The following is an 18,459-nucleotide window of genomic DNA, read 5'->3' as shown; positions in this document are numbered from 1 at the left end:
TCGGCCAAGCGTGGGTTAAACCCCGGACACTCGAACAGGATACCTGAGCTATTGGCAGATACGAACGAAACGAACCTCTCTACAACCGTACTTTCCCGATTGGCGGAAGAGTTCGGTGACCTGACGCCCGAGGCGCAAAAGGCCGCCAAATACGTGTTGGAAAACCCACGTGACGTAGGTGTTTCAACTGTGCGCGAAATAGCCAAGGCGGCCGAGGTTAAGCCGAATACGGTTGTCCGCATGGCGCGGCAGGTTGGGTTTGAAGGCTACGAGGATTTCCGCGAACCGTTTCGCGAGGCGATCCGGCAAGGCAAGGTTGACTTCCCTGACCGGGCCAGATTTCTGCAAGAGATCCGCAAATCCGGCCAGATGGGTGAGCTTTATGCCGACATGGTACAGGCCGCTCTGCACAATATCGAAGACACGTTTGCGGGTATTACGGCGGAAGCCCTGACTGCCGCGGCAGAGATCATCTGGAATTCGCGCAACGTGTTTACGATGGGCGTAGGAGTGAACAACGCAAATGCGCGCAATTTCACCTACCTCGCATCGACCGGGATGGTGCAGTTTCACGCCATCCCACGAGCAGGATCCGTTGCGACCGACGACCTTGCCTGGTCCGACAATCGTGATGTCCTGATCGCCATCACCTGCGCACCGTACCGAAGCGAAGTTATCGAAGCAGTGAACGTTGCCCGGGAACAGGGCGTCTCGATCATTGGCATTACCGACAGCCTCGCTAGCCCGATCTACCGGGCCGCCGACCACGGGTTTGTCGTCGCTGTCGACACGCCCCAGTTCTTTCCATCCTCGGTCAGCGCCGTGGCGCTTTTGGAAACGCTTTTGTCCTTCGTAATCGCACAGGCCGGAAGTGAAATCGTTGAACGGGTCGAAGCATTCCACTCGCGCCGCCATAGACTTGGAATTTATCGCGACGAACCGCGTTGACGGCCTGAACGCAACCCCGCCTGCTATTGCTTGACGCACATCGGTTCATTCACTACCTACTCAGGAATGGAAAACACACGCATCATTTCAAAGCGTTGGTGGTTGGTCTCCTAGCAAGGCGACCGATAACTTTCACACGTATTGGGGTCGCCGTTTGGGCGGCCTTTTTTGTTTTCCTTGCTTCCCCATGCGGTACCTCAAGTTTTCAGAGGACACGCACATGAACAAACCTGTCATCCTTACCGGAGACCGAACGACTGGCCCGCTGCATATCGGGCACTATGCCGGCTCGCTTCGAAATCGCCTGCGCTTTCAGGACGATCACGATCAGTTTCTGCTTCTGGCCGATACGCAGGCTCTGACCGACAATGCACACGACCCCGCCAAAGTACGTCGCAACGTGCTGGAGGTTGCTCTGGATTACCTTGCTGTCGGTATCAACCCGGAGCGCACGACGATATGCTTGCAATCGCAACTGCCTGCCTTGGCAGAGCTTTCCATGCTGTATCTGAATTTTGTGAGCGTTTCCCGACTGGAACGCAACCCGACGATCAAAGATGAGATCCGGGCTCGAGGGTTCGGGCGCGACATTCCCGCAGGATTCCTGTGTTACCCGGCGGCTCAGGCGGCGGATATCACAGCATTCAAAGCGACCGTCGTGCCAGTTGGTGAAGATCAGGCCCCCCTGATAGAGCAGACAAACGAAATTGTGCGCAGGATCAACGCAACCGCGGGATCACCCATCCTTCCCGAGGCTCGAGCCATCATTCCCGCCGCAGGTCGGCTGCCCGGGACAGTTGGCGGGTCGAAAATGTCGAAATCGGGCGGCAACGCAATTGCACTTTCCGCCGCGCCCGATGACATCAGGGCCGCTATCAAAGCAATGTTCACTGACCCCAGTCATTTGCGCGCTGAGGACCCTGGACAAATTAAAGGCAATACCGTCTTCACCTATCTGGATGCCTTCGACGACGACAAAATAGCGCTCGCCAACCTAAAGGCTCACTATCAAAGAGGCGGGCTGGGAGATGCAAAAATCAAGCGCCGGTTAGAAGACGTTCTGCAAGCCCTCATAGCGCCGATCCGAGAACGGCGAGCTCAGCTTTCTCAGGATTTGTCTTATGTTCGCGACGTGATCCGAGCGGGGACTGAAAGCGCAAATGAACGTACTGAATGCACCAAGCGCGAAGTCATGGGTGGGATTGGAATGTTCAATTTGTGACTGTAATTGCCAAGTCGATCAGTTGGCGCGGCGGCACAGCAAGTTGCCAGTGGCCACAAAAACCGGTCCGCGAGCTGCTGATCGACCTGCACCGAGCAAGCCGATGTCTTGACCGACTGTATCAGCTACGGCGGGAGCTGATCTGCTATTCTTTTTTCATGAAGCCCCGGGCGTGGTCCGCACAAGGTATTCTAGCCTTCAATGGCGGAGGCGCGCGTCGACTCGACATCAGTAGTTTGAATACCGGAAGTTCACGACCGCGTCGTTTTGAATTGCGCAATGGGCTTTGATGTAACTGCGTGCGTCAGTCACGTCGCTGGAACGCGCAACTTCCAGGTCAATCAAATCTATACCGTCCGCGTTCGTGGTGTAGGAAAGCGTGCGCTCAAAGTCGACGGCGTAATACCCCTGATTGGACATCGCTGTATGAGTGCGGTGCATACACAGGCCGACCGCGTTCTCTTCAGGGGATACATTGGGGTGTTTCTGATAATGCGACCCATGCTTGTGGTGATGTTCAGCAATAGACGCCCCCAGCACGCCCAGCGCCACACCCGCAATCACTTTACCTGCGTCACCAGCCTGAACGGAAGGCGCGGCCAAGGTGGTCAAAGCGACAAGCGCACAGACAGGTCCGGAGTAGAAAAATCTTGGTCGCATCGGTTCCGTTTCCTTTTGCAGTCAATGATTTGAAATCTGATCAATAACTTATCCCACGAAAAGACTAGCCGAAGAGAAACCAACATTTCCAGATTTTTGGCAACGGCCGCGAACCCTATAGAAACAACAACGCCCCGCGTCTGGAGGAACGCGGGGCGCATGTTGCGATAATCATGGGAGGAAGGAGATTATCGCATGATCGTCAAAAGCCTTAGTTCACGGCCTTGGCATCAACTACATCTTTCTCGATGGCCTTAGCCGAAGAGATCTCGATCTTGCGCGGTTTCAGCGCCTCGGGCACTTCCCGCTTCAGGTCGATGTGCAGCATACCATTTTCGTGGCTTGCGCCGGTGACACGTACGTGATCGGCCAGGGCAAAGCGGCGCTCGAACGCGCGGGTGGCAATACCGCGGTGCAGATAGCTGCGGTCTTTGTCTTCGGCGGCTTTCTTGCCTGCCACGACAAGGGAGTTCTGTTTCACCTCGACCGTCAGATCAGATTCGGCAAAACCGGCAACAGCCACCGAAATCCGGTAGGTGTCGGCATCGGTCTTTTCGATGTTGTAAGGGGGATAGCTGGGCTGAGCCACATCATTGGTCAGGACACGATCCATCATGTCTGCGATCTGGTCGAAACCGACGGTGGCGCGGTGCAGCGGTGCAAAGTCAAAACTACGCATGTGTATAATCCTCATCCTTTGAGCGATTTACGAATATGCCCTCCGAATGGACGGGCGGTGATGATTACCAGACCCCGATTTTGGCGATCCGGTACATTTCACATGGGGAGCAGTTCAGCTCAGTTCAAGGCCTGCTCGAGCTGATGAATTTCGCGCCCGAGCCGGACTTGCCGGATCCGACTTGCAGGCGGCGGATCGTGGCTTTGGGCTGCGGTGCATCCCGGCGCAGGATCGACTTGAGCTCGGAGACAATTCCCGACAATTCCATCCCGAACCCAACTTTGCCGCGATGATCGATCCCAACGGCGGACACCACGGACAGAATCTGCCAGCGCGACCCGTTCTTTGCCAAAATGGCGGACCCCGACGACCCGAATGTAATGTCGCAGTTAAACGTAATCAGTCCTTGTCGGCGGTCGAGAATCCGGCAAGATCGTTCGCGGGTAATCGCTTCGGCTCGCCCGCGACCGTACGAGGCGATGCTGATCTCTTTGTCGGGGACCCGTCCGTCGTGTAACGCAAAAGGATCGGCAACCGAGTAGGGAATAGGCTCATCCAGCCGCATTAGAGCCACATCAACCCGGACGCTAGCTGCGGTTAGTGGATCGTTGGCGCCGTAATCGGGGTGCGCAGCAATTTGAACCACCTTGCGTTCCGCAAGTGCCGTTCCATTGCTGAGGCCGGCCCGGAACGTCACTTCTCCGGGCTCGTAAGCTTGGCCGGTTTTCTTGTCTAAGGCACAATGGGCTGCTGTTAGTACCATGTCCTGCGCAATCAGAGTGCCGGTACAAAAGGAATCGGTTCCTATGTCCAGCCGTCCGATGGCCTCCCATCCGTACAGGTCGTTTCGATCCGTCAGCTTTCGCTTGTCACTCTGGGCGTGCGCTGGGGATAAAAAGGCTGAAAAACAAACAACAAAGCTCAATACTATTCTGATCACGGCCTGATAAACCTCGCACCGATGTTCTTGCTTGCGCCTGCGTTGCCCGACGACGGACCAAATCCCCGCCCGGCGGTCAGTTCTGCCTGCAACAACTGCAACGAATCTTCGATCGGAGTCCCTAGCGCGACACTCTTTCCGCTGATCTCAGCTTTTGCGGCGACGACCGAGACAATACGAGGGCTATCACCTGAAAACGAAAAGACAGGCGCCCCTGACGAACCCAGATCCACATCACAGGACATAACCAGAATGCCCAGGTGGCGGTTCATGATCGAGCAGACCTCTTGCAGCGACGGCGCCTCGGCCCGGTCCTGTGCGTAAGAAACGACGCCGACCTCTTCACCACGCGCAGGACGGAGTCCGGTTTCAAACGGAACGACGGCGGTGTTCCTGACTGGCTGCCACAATTCGATTAACGCGATATCATGGCGCACACGTTCGGCCGAAGTTTGCCGTTCATAGCTGTAGTTGGGGTGAACGACGGCTTGGCGCGCAGCACGATATGCCGATGCCCGTCCAAGACGCCACCCTGCCAAAAATTGGATCTTGGCGGGATCAACCCGCTTCCGGGTTGCCCTGTCAAACAGGCAATGTGCAGCGGTAAGCACCAGCGTTGGAGAAATCAGTGTTCCAGTGCAAAACCCGGTCCCTTCAACGTCCAGACGACCGACCGCCATCCATTGCCGGCCGGAATCCGTAGTTTCGAGGCTTTTCAAACCGCTGTCCTGCGCCGTTGCCGACACAGGCAACATTGCCAGGACGGCAGCCGTAATCCAATTGCGCACGCGACTCTCCGATCCTTGGGTTCAACCAAGGATCCTACGCATGCCCTTTGGCGAAAATAGGGCAACAACGCCCGGTCGGGTTTTCCCCGGACAGTGATGCGCGTATGCCGCGATCAGGTTCAGCGCAGGATCGGCACCTCTGCCTGGGTGTGCACGCCTGGCCTAAGGGCGCGCGGTTCGGGCCCGCCTGTAGCCCAATCCAAAAGTTCAACTGTGTGCACTATTGGCAGATCGGTTCCTGAACCGATCTGAATCATGCATCCGATATTTCCGGCGGCGATGATATCAGGTTTTTTGGCTTCAAGCGTTCGCACTTTTCGGTGTTTCAGTTTTGCCGAAATCTCAGGCTGCATCAGGTTGTAAGTTCCTGCACTGCCACAGCACAGGTGGCTGTCAGCAGGCTCTAACACGGTGAATCCCGCACGTTTTAGTAGGTCCTTAGGGTACGAATTAATCTTTTGCCCATGCTGCAGGGAACATGCCGCATGATATGCAACCTTTGTCTCTTTGTCAGCGCCCTCCGGCAGGTCCAGCTGAACTAAAAGCTCGCTGATATCCATCGCAATGGCAGAAACACGAGCAGCGTCGTCAGCCAAAGATTCATTTCGAAACATATGACCGTAGTCCTTGACGGTTGTTCCGCAGCCTGAGGTGTTGATGACAACTGCGTCCAGACCCTCGCCGTCCATCTCCTGGGCCCAGGCGCGGATATTGGCGGCAGCAGTCGCGTGGCTTTCACGGGTCTTGCCCATGTGATGCGTCAGCGCTCCGCAACAGCCTGCACCTGCGGCGACGACGACTTCGCATCCCAGCCGCGTCAGCAACCGGATCGTGGCATCGTTGATATTGGTGTTCAGCGCTTTTTGCGCACATCCCGTCATCAAAGCCACGCGTTTGATCTTTGGACCCTTGGCGGCAAAGCTCTGCGGGTCGTCATTGCGGCTGACCGGCGGGATGTGTTTCGGAGCCATGTCCAGCATAGCCCGCAGCCGCGCATCCGGCATCAGAAAGCGGAACGGGCGGCCCAGCTTCGCCCCGATCAAGGCCCAGCGGAATCGCATCGGATAAGGCAGAATCTTCGCCAAAACCCAGCGCAGAATGCGGTCGGTCAGGGGACGCTTGTACTTTGCCTCGATGTATTCCCGCGCATGATCAACCAGATGCATGTAATGCACGCCCGAGGGGCACGTGGTCATACACGCAAGACAGGACAGGCAACGATCGATGTGCTTGACCGTCTTTTCATCCGGCACCCTTTCGTTTTCCAACATGTCTTTGATCAGGTAGATGCGCCCACGTGGGCTGTCCAACTCATCCCCAAGCACTTGATAAGTTGGGCAAGTGGCGGTGCAGAACCCGCAATGCACACAACTCCGCAGGATGTCGTTTGAGCGCTGTATTGCCGGATCTTGCAGCTGATAATCGGTGAAAGTCGTCTGCATCGCGTTACCCCATCAGCCCCGGGTTAAACAGCCCACGAGGGTCAAATTTCGCCCGTATACCTTTGGTTAGAGCCGAAATTGCTGTGTTTTCCGTCTGGAACCGTCCCAGTTTCTCGATTGTCTGGGCACTTGCGCGCACCAATGTCGCGTGGCCCGCAAACACGCCAAGCCGGGCGCGCAAATCTGTGCCGTTTGGAACACGCAGCCAAACCAAACCGCCGCCCCAATCGAACAACACCTGATCAGCTTCGGCGCGCGCTGCAATCTCGGGCGCATCGCCGGGTTTAACTGACAGGCGCCAGATGTCCCCATCCTCGCCTTTAAACGTGTGAATATCGCGGATGGCTGTCCAAAGCGTAGTGGAATCCCCTTCCCTGGACACCGCACCATAGGCCGCCAGTTCGGCGGTCAGTTTGTCGACCCGATAGGTTACTGAATCTACGAACCCTTCGACCCTAAGAAGGGCTTTTTCAATCTCCGGATCATATGCCGCTCCGTTCACCTCGAACGGAGATTTCAACGCAGCCGAAAAGACCTTCACCGCAGTCCCTGCGTCACGCACCGCAACCGATATAGTTGCAGTTCGTTCGGGCTTGGGCAGCACTTTTAACGACACTTCGGTCAAAACTCCTAAAGTGCCCCATGAACCACCCATCAGTTTGACCAGATCGTAGCCAGTGACATTCTTCATCACCCGGCCACCGTTCTTGATCACCTGCCCGTGCCCATCGACATAGCGCACGCCCAAAAGAAAGTCGCGGCATGCCCCGGCCTGGATCCGGCGCGGGCCCGAGATATTGGCCGCCACGACTCCGCCAATGGTCGGCACACCTTGAGTACCCAGTAATCCACGATGATCCATCGGCTCAAAGGCCAGTTGCTGCCCTTCAGCCTCCAAAGCGGCTTCGATCTCGGCCACTGGTGTTCCGGCCCGTGCAACAAGGGTCAGCGCACCGGGTTCATAGAGGTTGATGCCGGTCAGCCCGGCGGTGCTCAGGCGCGGCTCGGACCCACTCACGCCGCGGGTTGCGCCCCCGGCGATCCGCACGGGGTTATTCAGTCCAGCCACCAGATCCGCCAGCTCGACTTCTGTTTCAGGTCTCATGAGATTCGTCTTTCCTAAATACTCCGGGCATCCCGGTCGAGGCCTTACTCAGCGGCTGTTCTGCGCGGTTCGGAGACGTCCAGTGGAAACACCTTGGCTGGGTTCAACAGCCAGTCTGGATCAAACACGTCCTTAACCGTCATCTGCGCCTCGAGATCTTGCGGTTCATATTGGTGGTGCATCAGATCCCGCTTTTCGACACCCACGCCATGCTCACCGGTCAGACAACCGCCAACATCCACGCAGAGTTTCAGGATTTCGGCCCCGAAGGCCTCGCATTTTTCAAGGTCACCGGCTTTGTTGGCATCGAACAGGATCAAGGGATGCATATTTCCGTCGCCAGCATGGAACACATTACCCACGGGCAGTCCGTATTCTTCGCTCAGCTCGCCAATACGGCGCAAAACGGCAGGCAGAGAGGATACCGGAATTGTCCCGTCCAGGCACATGTAGTCGTTCAGTTGCCCCATAGCTCCGAACGCAGATTTCCGACCCAGCCAGATGCGGGCACTTTCATCGGCTGACTGACTTTCGCGCAACTCGACAGGATTGTGGCGCCTGGCAATTTTAACAATCTTGTCCAACTGGCTGTCGATTTCAGCTTCCGATCCTTCGACCTCGACAATCAACAAAGCTTCGCAATCCGGGTAGCCCGCATGCGCAAAGTTTTCGCAAGCCTGAATACACAGGCGATCCATGAACTCGATTGCGACCGGTAGTATGCCCGATTTAATAATGTCAGAGACACATTGGCCCGCGACTTCATTATCATCGAACCCCATTAAGACAGGCCGCGCACCCTCGGGTTTACGCAAGATGCGCAAGGTTGCCTCGGTCACAACACCCAGCTGACCTTCCGAGCCACAAATGACACCCAGCAGGTCCAAACCCGATGCATCCAGATGCGCACCTCCGATCTCGACCACGCTGCCATCCATCATCACCAGTGTTACGCCCAGCAGGTTGTTCGTGGTCACACCGTATTTCAGACAATGCGCACCACCAGAGTTCATCGCGATATTGCCTGCAATTGCACAAGCCAGCTGGGATGACGGATCGGGGGCATAGAAGAAATCTTCGTCTTCCACAGCGCCCGAAACACTCAGGTTCGTTCGGCCAGTCTGAACTCTGATGAAACGGTTGTCATAGTCGACCTCCAGCACTTCATTCATCCGTGCCACACCCAGTATCACGCAATCCGCCGTAGGCAGGGCGCCTCCGGCCAGAGATGTTCCCGCGCCCCGAGGGACGACCGGAACCCCCTCATCCTTGCAAATACGCAGAACGTCCGACACCTCCTGCGTGTTGGCAGGCAGCACCGCCAGCATCGGCGGGCATTTATACGCGGTCAGCGCGTCACATTCGTAAACGCGTGTTTCTGACGGGTCGTGGATAATCGCGTCCGCGGGCAGAACCTGCGAAAGGCGCTCGATAATCCTGTGCTTGCGTGACAGCACGTCAGGATTTGGCTGGGGCATGTCCATGGCTGATCCTTCATTTGGTAAAATAATATTACCAATTTCTGCATATGGCAAGTTCTCAAATCTGCCCGTACTGTCGCAGCCATGACCTGGATTGACCGTGCCGTTCTATTTTCGCCTCTGGACTACGCCGCCGTTCTGCTATTGCTGGGCGCGTGGCTTTGGATAGGGTGGAAGATCGAACACCCGTCCTCGGGCCATCAGTCAGTTTCGATGATGATGGACGATTTCCGCCGCAGCTGGATGCACGAGATGGTCACGCGGCAACCCCGGATGTTTGACGCACAGGTCGTGGCCGCGATGCGGCAAGGCAGTACCTTCTTTGCCTCGACTACCATGATTGCGATCGGTGGCGGTCTGGCCCTGCTAGGTAACACCGAACGTCTCGCCGGTGTCGCCGGTGATCTGGCATTCGGTAGCGCCCCCGCCGTAGTCTGGGAGATCAAGATACTGATCGTCATCCTGTTTCTGGCAAACGCGTTTCTGAAATTCGTCTGGGCGCACCGGCTTTTCGGGTATTGCGCGGTTTTGATGGCAGCCGTCCCGAATGACCCCGAAGACCCGCAGGCCTACCCGCGCGCGGCTCAGTCTGCCGAAATCTGCGTGAACGCAGCGCGCAGCTTCAACCGCGCGCTGCGTGCCACCTATTTCGCACTGGCTTCGCTGGCCTGGATACTGGGGCCGGTCGCCCTGATCTTAGGCACGGCGATCACTGCCGGCGTCTTGTACCGACGCGAGTTTGCATCTCATTCCCGGTCTGTCCTTGTGAACCTGCCGCCCAACACGCAGACGTGATGTCGATGTCGCGTTTCACCTCGTACATTCGGGTCATGCGATATGTGATTCTCAGCGGTCTTCTTGCCAGCTCGGCCCTTGCCGATCCTTCAATGATCGAAAAAGTTTCAGCCAGCAGCAACGATAGCACCTGGCGATTCGATGTAACGATCCGGCACCCGGATACTGGCTGGGACCATTATGCCGACGGCTGGCGCGTTTTGGACATGAACGGAAGCGAGTTGGGTATGCGCGTCCTGCACCACCCGCATGAGACTGAGCAGCCGTTCACCCGTTCGCTTGGCGGAGTACAGATTCCAGAAGGTGTGACGCAGGTGCAGATACAAGCCCGCTGCAGCGTGGATGGATGGAGCCCCGACACTACTGTGGTGACCCTGAACTGATTGTCAGAACACGCCTAGGCTGAGGCCGGCACCCATCGCTGCACCTACTTCGCGACACTGGTCCAATCGATCCTGAGGAATGCTCTTCTCTGCCAGAATGGCCTCGGGTGATTGTGCATGGGTGCAGATGATCAGAGGCGGCTGCGCCTCTTTCAGACGCCAGCCTGTTGCAATGCGCGCCATCTGACGCGCTGCGTTCTGCCCATCAGATCCAGCACAGACCATCTGGGCATATGGACGTCCCTCAATACGCCCCAAAACCGGATAGTACGTGCGATCAAAGAAATCTTTCATCATCCCGGAAATCGCAGCCAGGTTCTCGGGCGCGCAGAAGATGTATCCGTCCGCGCGCAGCAAATCCTCGGGTTCCGTCTGTTCGGCTGATTTCAAATTGGTCTCTGCTTCGTCGCGCGCGGCCTCTGCTGCAGCTTCGGCCATTTGGCGGCTACCGCCCGTTCGCGAATGGTAGACGATCAAAAGCTGCGCCATGTCATACCCGGTGATAGGGGCCGCCTGACAGAATGGTCGCAGCCCGGTAAAGTTGCTCGGCCAACATCACACGAACCAGCATGTGCGGCCAGACCATCGCTCCGAATGAGAGGGAAAAATCGGCCTCGGCCCGCAAATTAGGGTCTATTCCGTCCGCCCCGCCGATGATCAGCGCCAAGTCCTGCCGCCCGGCGTCGCGCCAACCGCCCAGCTTCTTGGCAAAATCGGGCGAGGACATCACGCGCCCGCGCTCATCCAACGTGCAGATTACTGCGCCCTTGGGTAGCGCTTTGCGCAGCAGAGCAGCCTCGGCGCCCTGACCGGCGTTTTTCTTGTCTTCAACTTCGATCACGCGCGCAGGCCCAAGGCCCAGCGCGCGGCCGGTCCGGTCAAATCGGGTCAGGTAGTCATCAAGCAGGGACTTCTCCGGTCCGGCGCGCAATCGCCCGACCGCAACTATGCTGATACGCATATTTCTCTCGCCTCCGGCCCTTTAATACAGACCGGGATGGCGCCTCAGTTCGCCGAGGCGCTGCCGCCCTGAGGCAGCCACATCTTTTCCAGCTGATAGAATTCACGCACTTCGGGGCGGAAGATATGGACGATTACGTCGCCCGTATCGATCAGCACCCAGTCTCCGGCATCCTTGCCTTCGACCTTCGAGGTGAAACCGAATTCCTGCTTGATGCGATCCGTCAGCTTTTCCGCCATGGCTGAGACCTGACGTGTCGAACGCCCGGACGCAATGACCATGTGATCCGCAACCGAGGATTTGCCCTGCAGGTTGATCTGCACGACGTCTTCGGCCTTGTCATCGGAAAGTGAGGAAAGGATACGTTCAAGCAGCTTGTCGCTGATTGACTGAGAGTGAGCCATTACACCGGCTCCGTCATCGGCGGGCAAACCCGCCTGGGTATGTAGAGACAGGACATAGTCCTCCTTTGCTGCGCGCCGCCAAACCCCGGCGCAGGGGTACTAATAAGGTAACAAGGGGAATGCAACATTTCAATGAATGCGCGCCGCGACACCCGCACAACTGGTCACTCTTTGGCGATTTGTTGCGCCTCGGTGTCGCCTTCCGTGCGCCCCAGAACCCGAACTTCACGCTGGGGAAACGGTATTGAAATGCCTTCGGCTTTGAACGCATCCCAAAGCGCCAGATAGACATTGCCCCGGATATTGGTCAGCCCCTTGGTCGGATCGCTGATCCAGAACCGCAACACGTAATCCACGCTGCTGTCACCGAATCCGGTGATGTGGCAAACAGGCTCATGTGATCCGCCGCTGAGCACCCGGGTCACTGATTTGACGGCCCGGATCGCCGTTGCACGGACCATATGCGGGTCATCGTCATAGCTGGTGCCGAAATCCAGGTCCAGGCGGACGAAGCGATCTGAATGTGACCAGTTCACCACCTGATTGGTGATCAAATCCTCGTTCGGGATTAGGTATTCCCGACCATCCCGCGTGACCACCGAGACGTATCGCGCGCCCAGCGCATTGATCCAGCCGAACGTATCACCCAGCGAGATCACATCGCCGGGTTTGATCGATCGGTCCATCAGGATAATGATTCCCGAAATCAGGTTCGACACCACCTTTTGCAGGCCAAAGCCGATACCCACGCCAATCGCACCGGACAGCAGCGCAATACCGGTCAGGTCAAAGCCGAGGGTGCGGATCGCCGCCATAAAAACAGCGCCGTACAACAGCACCTGAATGCCCTTGGCCAACAGAACCTGCATTGACGGAGTAATATCGTCGTTGCCTTTCAGGCCCCGTTCAGCAGCACGGGTACCCACGCGAGCGAGCGTTAGCAAAACTCCGATCAGCAGAATTGCCTTGATAATGCCCAGCGCCGAGATGTGAAGATCGCCGATGGAAATCGCTACACCGTCGAGAAAATCGGCAACGTCATCCGTCAGACCCAACGCAATCAGCGTTGCATAGACCCACATAGACCACTTGAAGATTTGTCGCAGCGTTCGGTTTCGCACCAACCGCGATACCAGTGCAATGGCCAGCCACGCGGCAGCAAGGGTCGCAATCACACCAATGATATAACTGCGCGATGGCCAGGTTATATGCTGCATCAAAAGATACAGTCCCCAGGTCAGTACTACAAAATAGACCAGCGTCAGGCGGCGCATCAGCTGGATCAGAATGCGCAGACGCCATTTCGGCCAACCGGATCTTGCGCGGGCCCACGCATCCCACCGGCCCTGAGTCAACAGCTTCAGTACGAAAGCCAACGCCCAGAGCAACAAGATGATGATCAGCTGGTACTGCCGCCAGCCCGGTGTGACGATCAACTCGATCAGGTTTTCAAACTGCGAGGAAAAGGCCGCAACCATATTGTCGTACAGGCCCGAGAGCGTATCCGGTAGCAGGTCTTGGTTCATGCCTGTCAGCTTGGACATCGGCGCTGCCCGATGCAAGCCCAACCTGCCGCACCCGGATTGAACCTTGAATGACTCGAAAGCCCGATATATCTGAAGCGCATGAGAGTCTACCTGGCCCCAGCTCCGACTTTGCAAGACCGCATGCGCCTGCGTGAACGGTTCTTTGGGGCCGCCCGCACGGTACTGGCCCGCCTATAAGCGGCGCCCAGCCACTCGCCAGCTATCTCAATACATACGGGAGAGGACCGATGTCCCCCAAAACACTCTATGACAAGATCTGGGATGCCCATGTCGCGCACGAAGCCGATGATGGCACCTGCCTGCTTTATATTGACCGCCATCTGGTGCACGAAGTCACCAGCCCGCAGGCCTTTGAAGGGCTGCGCATGGCAGGCCGTCAGGTCCGCGCCCCGGAGAAGACCATCGCGGTGCCGGATCACAACGTTCCGACCACGCCGGATCGCGTAAACGGGATCGAGAACCCCGAATCGCGCATTCAGGTCGAAGCGCTGGACAAGAACGCCAAGGATTTCGGCATTCACTATTACCCGGTGAATGACGTCCGTCAGGGCATCGTGCACATCGTTGGCCCCGAACAGGGCTGGACCCTGCCCGGCATGACCGTTGTCTGCGGCGACAGCCACACCGCCACCCATGGCGCGTTTGGCGCTCTGGCGCACGGAATCGGCACCTCCGAAGTGGAGCATGTTCTGGCCACTCAGACCCTGATCCAGAAGAAATCCAAGAACATGAAGGTGGAGGTCACCGGCAAACTGCAGCCGGGCGTGACCGCCAAAGACATCACTCTGGCTGTGATCGGTGAAACCGGCACCGCTGGTGGCACCGGCTATGTCATCGAATATTGCGGCGAAGCAATCCGCGATCTGTCGATGGAAGGCCGTATGACCGTCTGCAACATGGCAATCGAAGGCGGCGCCCGTGCGGGTCTGATCGCACCGGACGAGACCACGTTCGAATATGTCAAAGGCCGCCCGCACGCGCCCAAAGGAGCCCAATGGGAAGCCGCGTTGAACTGGTGGAAAACGCTCTACACCGACGAAGACGCACAATTCGACAAGGTCATCACCCTGCGTGGCGAAGACATCGCACCGGTAGTCACCTGGGGCACCAGCCCCGAGGATGTGCTGCCCATCACCGCAACGGTTCCACACCCTGAAGATTTCGAAGGAGGCAAAGTCGAAGCGGCCCGCCGTTCAATCGAATACATGGGGCTAGAAGCTGGGCAAAAGCTGAGCGACGTCGAAATTGACACGGTCTTTATCGGTTCGTGCACCAACGGCCGGATCGAAGATCTGCGCGCCGCTGCCGAAATTCTGAAGGGCAAAAAGATCAAGGACGGGATGCGCGCGATGATTGTGCCCGGCTCGGGTCTTGTTCGTGCTCAGGCTGAAGAGGAAGGCCTTGCCGAGATCTTCAAAGAGGCCGGTTTCGAATGGCGCCTTGCAGGATGCTCGATGTGTCTGGCGATGAATCCTGACCAGTTGGAACCGGGTGAACGCTGCGCCGCAACCTCGAACCGCAACTTCGAAGGCCGTCAGGGGCGCGGTGGGCGTACCCATCTGCTGAGCCCGGCAATGGCTGCCGCAGCGGCAATTACAGGACGGCTGACAGACGTTCGTGAATTGATGTAAGGTACCCTCATATCTAGATATTTGAGGGATTGAAGACATGAGTGACTGGATCAAATGGCTCCTGCTGGGGCTTCTATCCATAGCGTTCGGCATATTTGTGCTGGGCGCACCAGCGGTGGCATCGATTGCCGTGACAGTAGTGACCGGAGTGTTGCTGCTGATCTCGGGCGCGCTGCAAGTTGTAGGCGGTTTCACAGTTGAGGGAACCGGCAACAAAATCCTGTCATTCATCATGGGTGTCGTGATGCTGTTTCTGGGTTGGTCCTTCCTGGATCATCCACTTCAGGGAACGCTGACGCTGGCCACGGTGGTGTTGATCCTGTTCCTGGCAGGCGGCATCGCGCGGATCATCCTGTCGTTCCAGATGCGCGGGACGCAGTTTTTCTGGGCCACGCTGATCTCTGGCATCATGTCTATCGTCCTGGCGATCCTGATCTGGCGCCTTGCCAGCGCTGATCCCGCGGTACTGCTGCAATTGCTGGGCATTTTGCTGGGCATCGAGATGCTGTTCAACGGGTTTGGATTGGTCTTCATGGCGTTCTTCGTAAAGAACGCACCCAACGAAGAAACAACGGAAGCGAAAGAAGCTTAAACGCGGGGTATGGGGTCGGCCCTCTCCCGCAGGAGTGTGAACATGGAAAAGTTTGACAAAGTCCACGGGGTGGCCGCCCCAATGCCATTGATCAATATCGACACCGATATGATCATCCCGAAAGTGCACCTGAAAACGATCAAACGGTCCGGTCTTGGCGTCGTGCTGTTTGACGAGATGCGCTATCACGATGACGGGCAGGAAAACGAAGAGTTTGTCCTGAACAAACCCGCCTATCGCCAGACAGAGATTCTGGTTGCGGGCGACAATTTCGGCTGTGGCTCGTCGCGCGAACACGCGCCATGGGCGATCAAGGATTTCGGCATCAAGGTCGTGATCTCGACCAGCTTCGCTGACATCTTCTTCAACAACTGCTTCAAGAACGGCATCCTGCCCATCGTGGTCGAAGAAGAGCATCATGCGATCCTCATGGAAGACGCGCATAAAGGCGAGAACGCCCGAATGACTGTCCATCTGGAAGATCAGCAGATCACCACATCCGATGGCATCGTGATCGAATTCAACGTCGACCCGCACCGCAAGCACTGCCTGCTCAACGGTCTGGACGACATCGGGCTGACAATGGAAAAAGATCATCACATCGACAAGTTTGAGGATCACGCAAGTCAGGCTCGTCCCTGGGTGTAATTCCGGGGATGATTCTGTGGATACTCAACCTATCGGGGTCGCCTTGGCGGCCCCGCTCTCATTTTTGGGGTTCAAAATCCGGCAACCACAACATGTAGGGGGTATTCTTACTTACACGTCGAATTTGCGTCGGAAATGATGCAAAGGCGCACCAGTTTCGCCATCATTTTGCCTGAAAGTACGTGTTTTCTGCCCCTTGGCTTGAGCTAAATGCCCGTTACCGCCAGTGTTGGCAAAAACGAGGCATCCGTCAAAACAAAGAACGGCGGGCACAAGTTGGACTGTAAGTCGACGTAGAATCGACTGCTCCGGTTTGGAAAGGGTTCGGATTGTGATTGCACGCACAACGGGGGCGGCGATACGTGGACTTTTGGTGGCGCTTATGGTGCTCACTCCCGCGTTGTACCTGCCTACATCGACGTCGAATGGGACCGAGATTGTCGTGTTTCTCGCGATTCTGGCATTCATTTTGACGTTCTCTGAATACAACTCTGCCTTTCCCAGCTTTATCGAATTCCGTGACGCACCTCCGGTGAACCGTTTACGCTTTGTCGGCCTGACATCGATGATCACGTTCATGACGCTGATCTGCAAAAACGTTTACGCGCCGACTGAATTGACCAGCGTGTTCTATTCCATGGGTCTGATGGTCGCTAACGTGGCTGATTTTCCATACTCGCCAGTACGCCTGGTCGTTCTGATGCTTCCCGCTGACGCGACGTCGCCTTTGGTCGAGTTAGTGCGCATTTCAGCAAGCATAGCCTATGTCGCTGCGCTGGTCACAATTGCCAGCTTTGCCTACGCAATCAAAATACGCGGCTGGCCCACCGGGAATGGCGCTTTCAACGTCTGGACCAATCTACCGCTTTTCGACCCGACAAAAGGCGGCGACGTTGTCACTCGTCTGCAGCGGGACGGTCGGTTGAACATCATGATCGGTGCGCTGTTGCCATTTGTGATTCCCGCCCTGATCAAACTCATTTCCGAATTCGGCAGCCCAATCGCGCTGAGCAATCCGCAGACTCTGATCTGGACCCTCAGCGCATGGGCCTTTTTGCCGGCCAGCATGATCATGCGCGGTATGGCGACCATGCGAGTCGCCAATCTGATCGTTGAAAAACGCCGCGCCTATTCAACTGCCGAGACCACGCAAACCGCATGATCCGCGTCATTCTGCTGATGCTGCTGCCAATTGCGGCGCAGGCAGAGCAACTCCGCATAGCCACATACAACACGGAACTCAGCCGCGATGGGCCGGGGCTGTTGTTGCGGGATATCCGGCGTGACGATCCACAAGTCTCGGCCGTCGTTGCGGTGTTGGCTGAAATCCAACCTGATATCGTGGCATTGCAGGGGATCGACTGGGATCTTGACAACCTGACTTTATCAGCGCTGTCTCAGTCATTACTCGAAGCCGGGTTGGACTATCCCTATAGCTTTGCAGAGCGGCCAAACTCGGGACTTCAAACGTCGTTGGATCTGGACGGCGACGGTAGAACCGGCGGTCCGGGCGATGCGCAAGGGTGGGGAAGGTTCACGGGTCAGGCAGGGCTGGCTGTCCTGTCCCGCTATCCAATCCTGCGGGAAAATATCCAGTCATTCTCGGGTCTTTTGTGGCGTGAGCTGCCGGGCGCAACCCTACCGGAAGTCGACGGCGCGCCCTTCCCTTCCGCACAGGCACACGAAGCGCAGCGTCTGTCTTCGACCGCGCATTGGATTGTGCCGATCGAGGCCCCAATCGGTCAGGTAGACCTGATGACGTTCCACTCTGCGCCGCCGGTATTTGATGGACCCGAGGACCGCAACGGGCTTCGCAATCGCGACGAAATCCGGTTGTGGTCTCTGGTGCTGGACGGCGCGTTGGGTGGGCTGCTGGCTGATCGGTTCGTGATTGCGGGCGATGCGAACCTCGACCCCGAACTGGGTGAAGGGCGTAAGAAAACGATCCGGGATCTGCTTGCTGACCCTCGTATTCAGGATCCGCAACCTCGCAGCCCCTCGGGGTCGCTTGCGACTGTGATGTGGAAAGGCGTCGGCGAGTTGCGGGTCGACTATGTGCTGCCTTCTGCGGGTTGGAAGATTCTGGATGCAGGCGTCTATTGGCCCGATGCGGGTTCGCCAAACCGGCAGCATGCCGAAACTGCAAGTCGCCATCGGGTGGTTTGGGTCGATCTGGCGATGGATTGAGGCGCCGACAGGCCCGGGCAGCCTTGCACGATGGGCCACCAATCCG

20 protein-coding genes are annotated in these 18,459 nt (G+C 57.1%); 9 read left to right on the top strand and 11 right to left on the bottom strand.

Annotation, left to right across the window (positions count from 1 at the left end; genetic code table 11):
- Positions 1–51 precede the first annotated feature (51 nt).
- Both AC2TDA_RS07395 and trpS read left to right on the top strand, forming a co-directional pair.
- On the top strand, positions 52–948 hold the full coding sequence (locus AC2TDA_RS07395; protein ID WP_480877613.1) for a MurR/RpiR family transcriptional regulator: 897 nt from the start codon (positions 52–54) through the stop codon (positions 946–948).
- Between the two features lie 220 nt (positions 949–1,168).
- Positions 1,169–2,170, top strand: coding sequence for a tryptophan--tRNA ligase (gene trpS / locus AC2TDA_RS07390; protein ID WP_480877614.1), 1,002 nt, complete (start codon positions 1,169–1,171; stop codon positions 2,168–2,170).
- A 228-nt stretch (positions 2,171–2,398) separates the two neighbouring features.
- On the opposite strand, the gene AC2TDA_RS07385 is transcribed toward trpS, so the two are convergent.
- From AC2TDA_RS07385 to AC2TDA_RS07355, 7 genes are all read right to left on the bottom strand, one after another.
- Complete coding sequence (locus AC2TDA_RS07385) at positions 2,399–2,830, bottom strand: hypothetical protein (protein ID WP_480877616.1); 432 nt, start codon at positions 2,828–2,830, stop codon at positions 2,399–2,401.
- Positions 2,831–3,041: 211 nt separating this feature from the next.
- Entirely contained in the window at positions 3,042–3,509 is a 468-nt protein-coding gene (locus AC2TDA_RS07380; protein ID WP_480845120.1) for an Hsp20 family protein, read from the bottom strand.
- A 124-nt stretch (positions 3,510–3,633) separates the two neighbouring features.
- Entirely contained in the window at positions 3,634–4,449 is an 816-nt protein-coding gene (locus tag AC2TDA_RS07375) for a trypsin-like serine peptidase (RefSeq protein ID WP_480877618.1), read from the bottom strand.
- Positions 4,446–5,237, bottom strand: coding sequence for a trypsin-like serine peptidase (locus tag AC2TDA_RS07370; protein WP_480877619.1), 792 nt, complete (start codon positions 5,235–5,237; stop codon positions 4,446–4,448). Before AC2TDA_RS07370 ends, AC2TDA_RS07375 begins: the two co-directional genes overlap by 4 nt.
- A 119-nt stretch (positions 5,238–5,356) precedes the next feature.
- Positions 5,357–6,679, bottom strand: coding sequence for a glycolate oxidase subunit GlcF (glcF, locus tag AC2TDA_RS07365; RefSeq protein ID WP_480877621.1), 1,323 nt, complete (start codon positions 6,677–6,679; stop codon positions 5,357–5,359).
- A 4-nt stretch (positions 6,680–6,683) separates the two neighbouring features.
- The gene (locus AC2TDA_RS07360; RefSeq protein WP_480877623.1) at positions 6,684–7,784 is read right to left on the bottom strand and encodes an FAD-binding protein; all 1,101 of its coding nucleotides are present in this window, start codon (positions 7,782–7,784) and stop codon (positions 6,684–6,686) included.
- A gap of 44 nt (positions 7,785–7,828) precedes the next feature.
- Positions 7,829–9,268 carry an FAD-linked oxidase C-terminal domain-containing protein gene (locus tag AC2TDA_RS07355; RefSeq protein WP_480877625.1) on the bottom strand — a complete coding sequence of 480 codons (1,440 nt, stop codon included), beginning with the start codon at positions 9,266–9,268 and terminating at the stop codon, positions 7,829–7,831.
- 81 nt (positions 9,269–9,349) lie between these two features.
- Between AC2TDA_RS07355 and AC2TDA_RS07350 the strand changes: the two genes are divergently transcribed.
- Positions 9,350–10,060: a DUF599 domain-containing protein gene (locus tag AC2TDA_RS07350; RefSeq protein WP_480877627.1), complete on the top strand. Its 711-nt coding sequence runs from the start codon at positions 9,350–9,352 to the stop codon at positions 10,058–10,060.
- 5 nt (positions 10,061–10,065) lie between these two features.
- The gene (locus AC2TDA_RS07345; RefSeq protein WP_480877628.1) at positions 10,066–10,443 is read left to right on the top strand and encodes a hypothetical protein; all 378 of its coding nucleotides are present in this window, start codon (positions 10,066–10,068) and stop codon (positions 10,441–10,443) included.
- 3 nt (positions 10,444–10,446) lie between these two features.
- On the opposite strand, the gene AC2TDA_RS07340 is transcribed toward AC2TDA_RS07345, so the two are convergent.
- The 4 genes from AC2TDA_RS07340 to AC2TDA_RS07325 all read right to left on the bottom strand — a co-directional run bounded on the left by AC2TDA_RS07340 (position 10,447) and on the right by AC2TDA_RS07325 (position 13,352).
- Positions 10,447–10,932, bottom strand: a complete 486-nt coding sequence (locus AC2TDA_RS07340; RefSeq protein WP_480877629.1) for a flavodoxin family protein — start codon at positions 10,930–10,932, stop codon at positions 10,447–10,449.
- A 1-nt stretch (position 10,933) separates the two neighbouring features.
- On the bottom strand, positions 10,934–11,404 hold the full coding sequence (gene rlmH / locus AC2TDA_RS07335) for a 23S rRNA (pseudouridine(1915)-N(3))-methyltransferase RlmH (RefSeq protein WP_480845109.1): 471 nt from the start codon (positions 11,402–11,404) through the stop codon (positions 10,934–10,936).
- A gap of 44 nt (positions 11,405–11,448) precedes the next feature.
- Positions 11,449–11,808 (bottom strand): ribosome silencing factor, encoded by a 360-nt coding sequence (gene rsfS / locus AC2TDA_RS07330; protein ID WP_058276550.1) that lies wholly within the window; start codon positions 11,806–11,808, stop codon positions 11,449–11,451.
- 164 nt (positions 11,809–11,972) lie between these two features.
- A complete protein-coding gene (locus AC2TDA_RS07325; protein WP_480877631.1) occupies positions 11,973–13,352 on the bottom strand; it encodes a mechanosensitive ion channel family protein in 1,380 nt (459 codons plus the stop codon).
- A gap of 230 nt (positions 13,353–13,582) precedes the next feature.
- Here AC2TDA_RS07325 and leuC point away from each other — a divergent pair, with 230 nt between their 5' ends.
- From leuC to AC2TDA_RS07300, 5 genes are all read left to right on the top strand, one after another.
- A complete protein-coding gene (gene leuC, locus AC2TDA_RS07320; RefSeq protein WP_480845108.1) occupies positions 13,583–14,986 on the top strand; it encodes a 3-isopropylmalate dehydratase large subunit in 1,404 nt (467 codons plus the stop codon).
- 37 nt (positions 14,987–15,023) lie between these two features.
- The gene (locus tag AC2TDA_RS07315; protein WP_480845107.1) at positions 15,024–15,578 is read left to right on the top strand and encodes an HdeD family acid-resistance protein; all 555 of its coding nucleotides are present in this window, start codon (positions 15,024–15,026) and stop codon (positions 15,576–15,578) included.
- Positions 15,579–15,620: 42 nt separating this feature from the next.
- Positions 15,621–16,226 (top strand): 3-isopropylmalate dehydratase small subunit, encoded by a 606-nt coding sequence (leuD, locus tag AC2TDA_RS07310; protein WP_480845106.1) that lies wholly within the window; start codon positions 15,621–15,623, stop codon positions 16,224–16,226.
- Between the two features lie 382 nt (positions 16,227–16,608).
- Complete coding sequence (locus tag AC2TDA_RS07305; protein ID WP_480877633.1) at positions 16,609–17,388, top strand: hypothetical protein; 780 nt, start codon at positions 16,609–16,611, stop codon at positions 17,386–17,388.
- Positions 17,385–18,413 carry an endonuclease/exonuclease/phosphatase family protein gene (locus tag AC2TDA_RS07300; RefSeq protein WP_480877635.1) on the top strand — a complete coding sequence of 343 codons (1,029 nt, stop codon included), beginning with the start codon at positions 17,385–17,387 and terminating at the stop codon, positions 18,411–18,413. Before AC2TDA_RS07305 ends, AC2TDA_RS07300 begins: the two co-directional genes overlap by 4 nt.
- The last annotated feature ends 46 nt before the right edge of the window (positions 18,414–18,459 follow it).

The organism is Ruegeria sp. HKCCD6426 (genome assembly GCF_057221115.1).
This window is presented reverse-complemented; position numbering and strand designations above follow the sequence as displayed.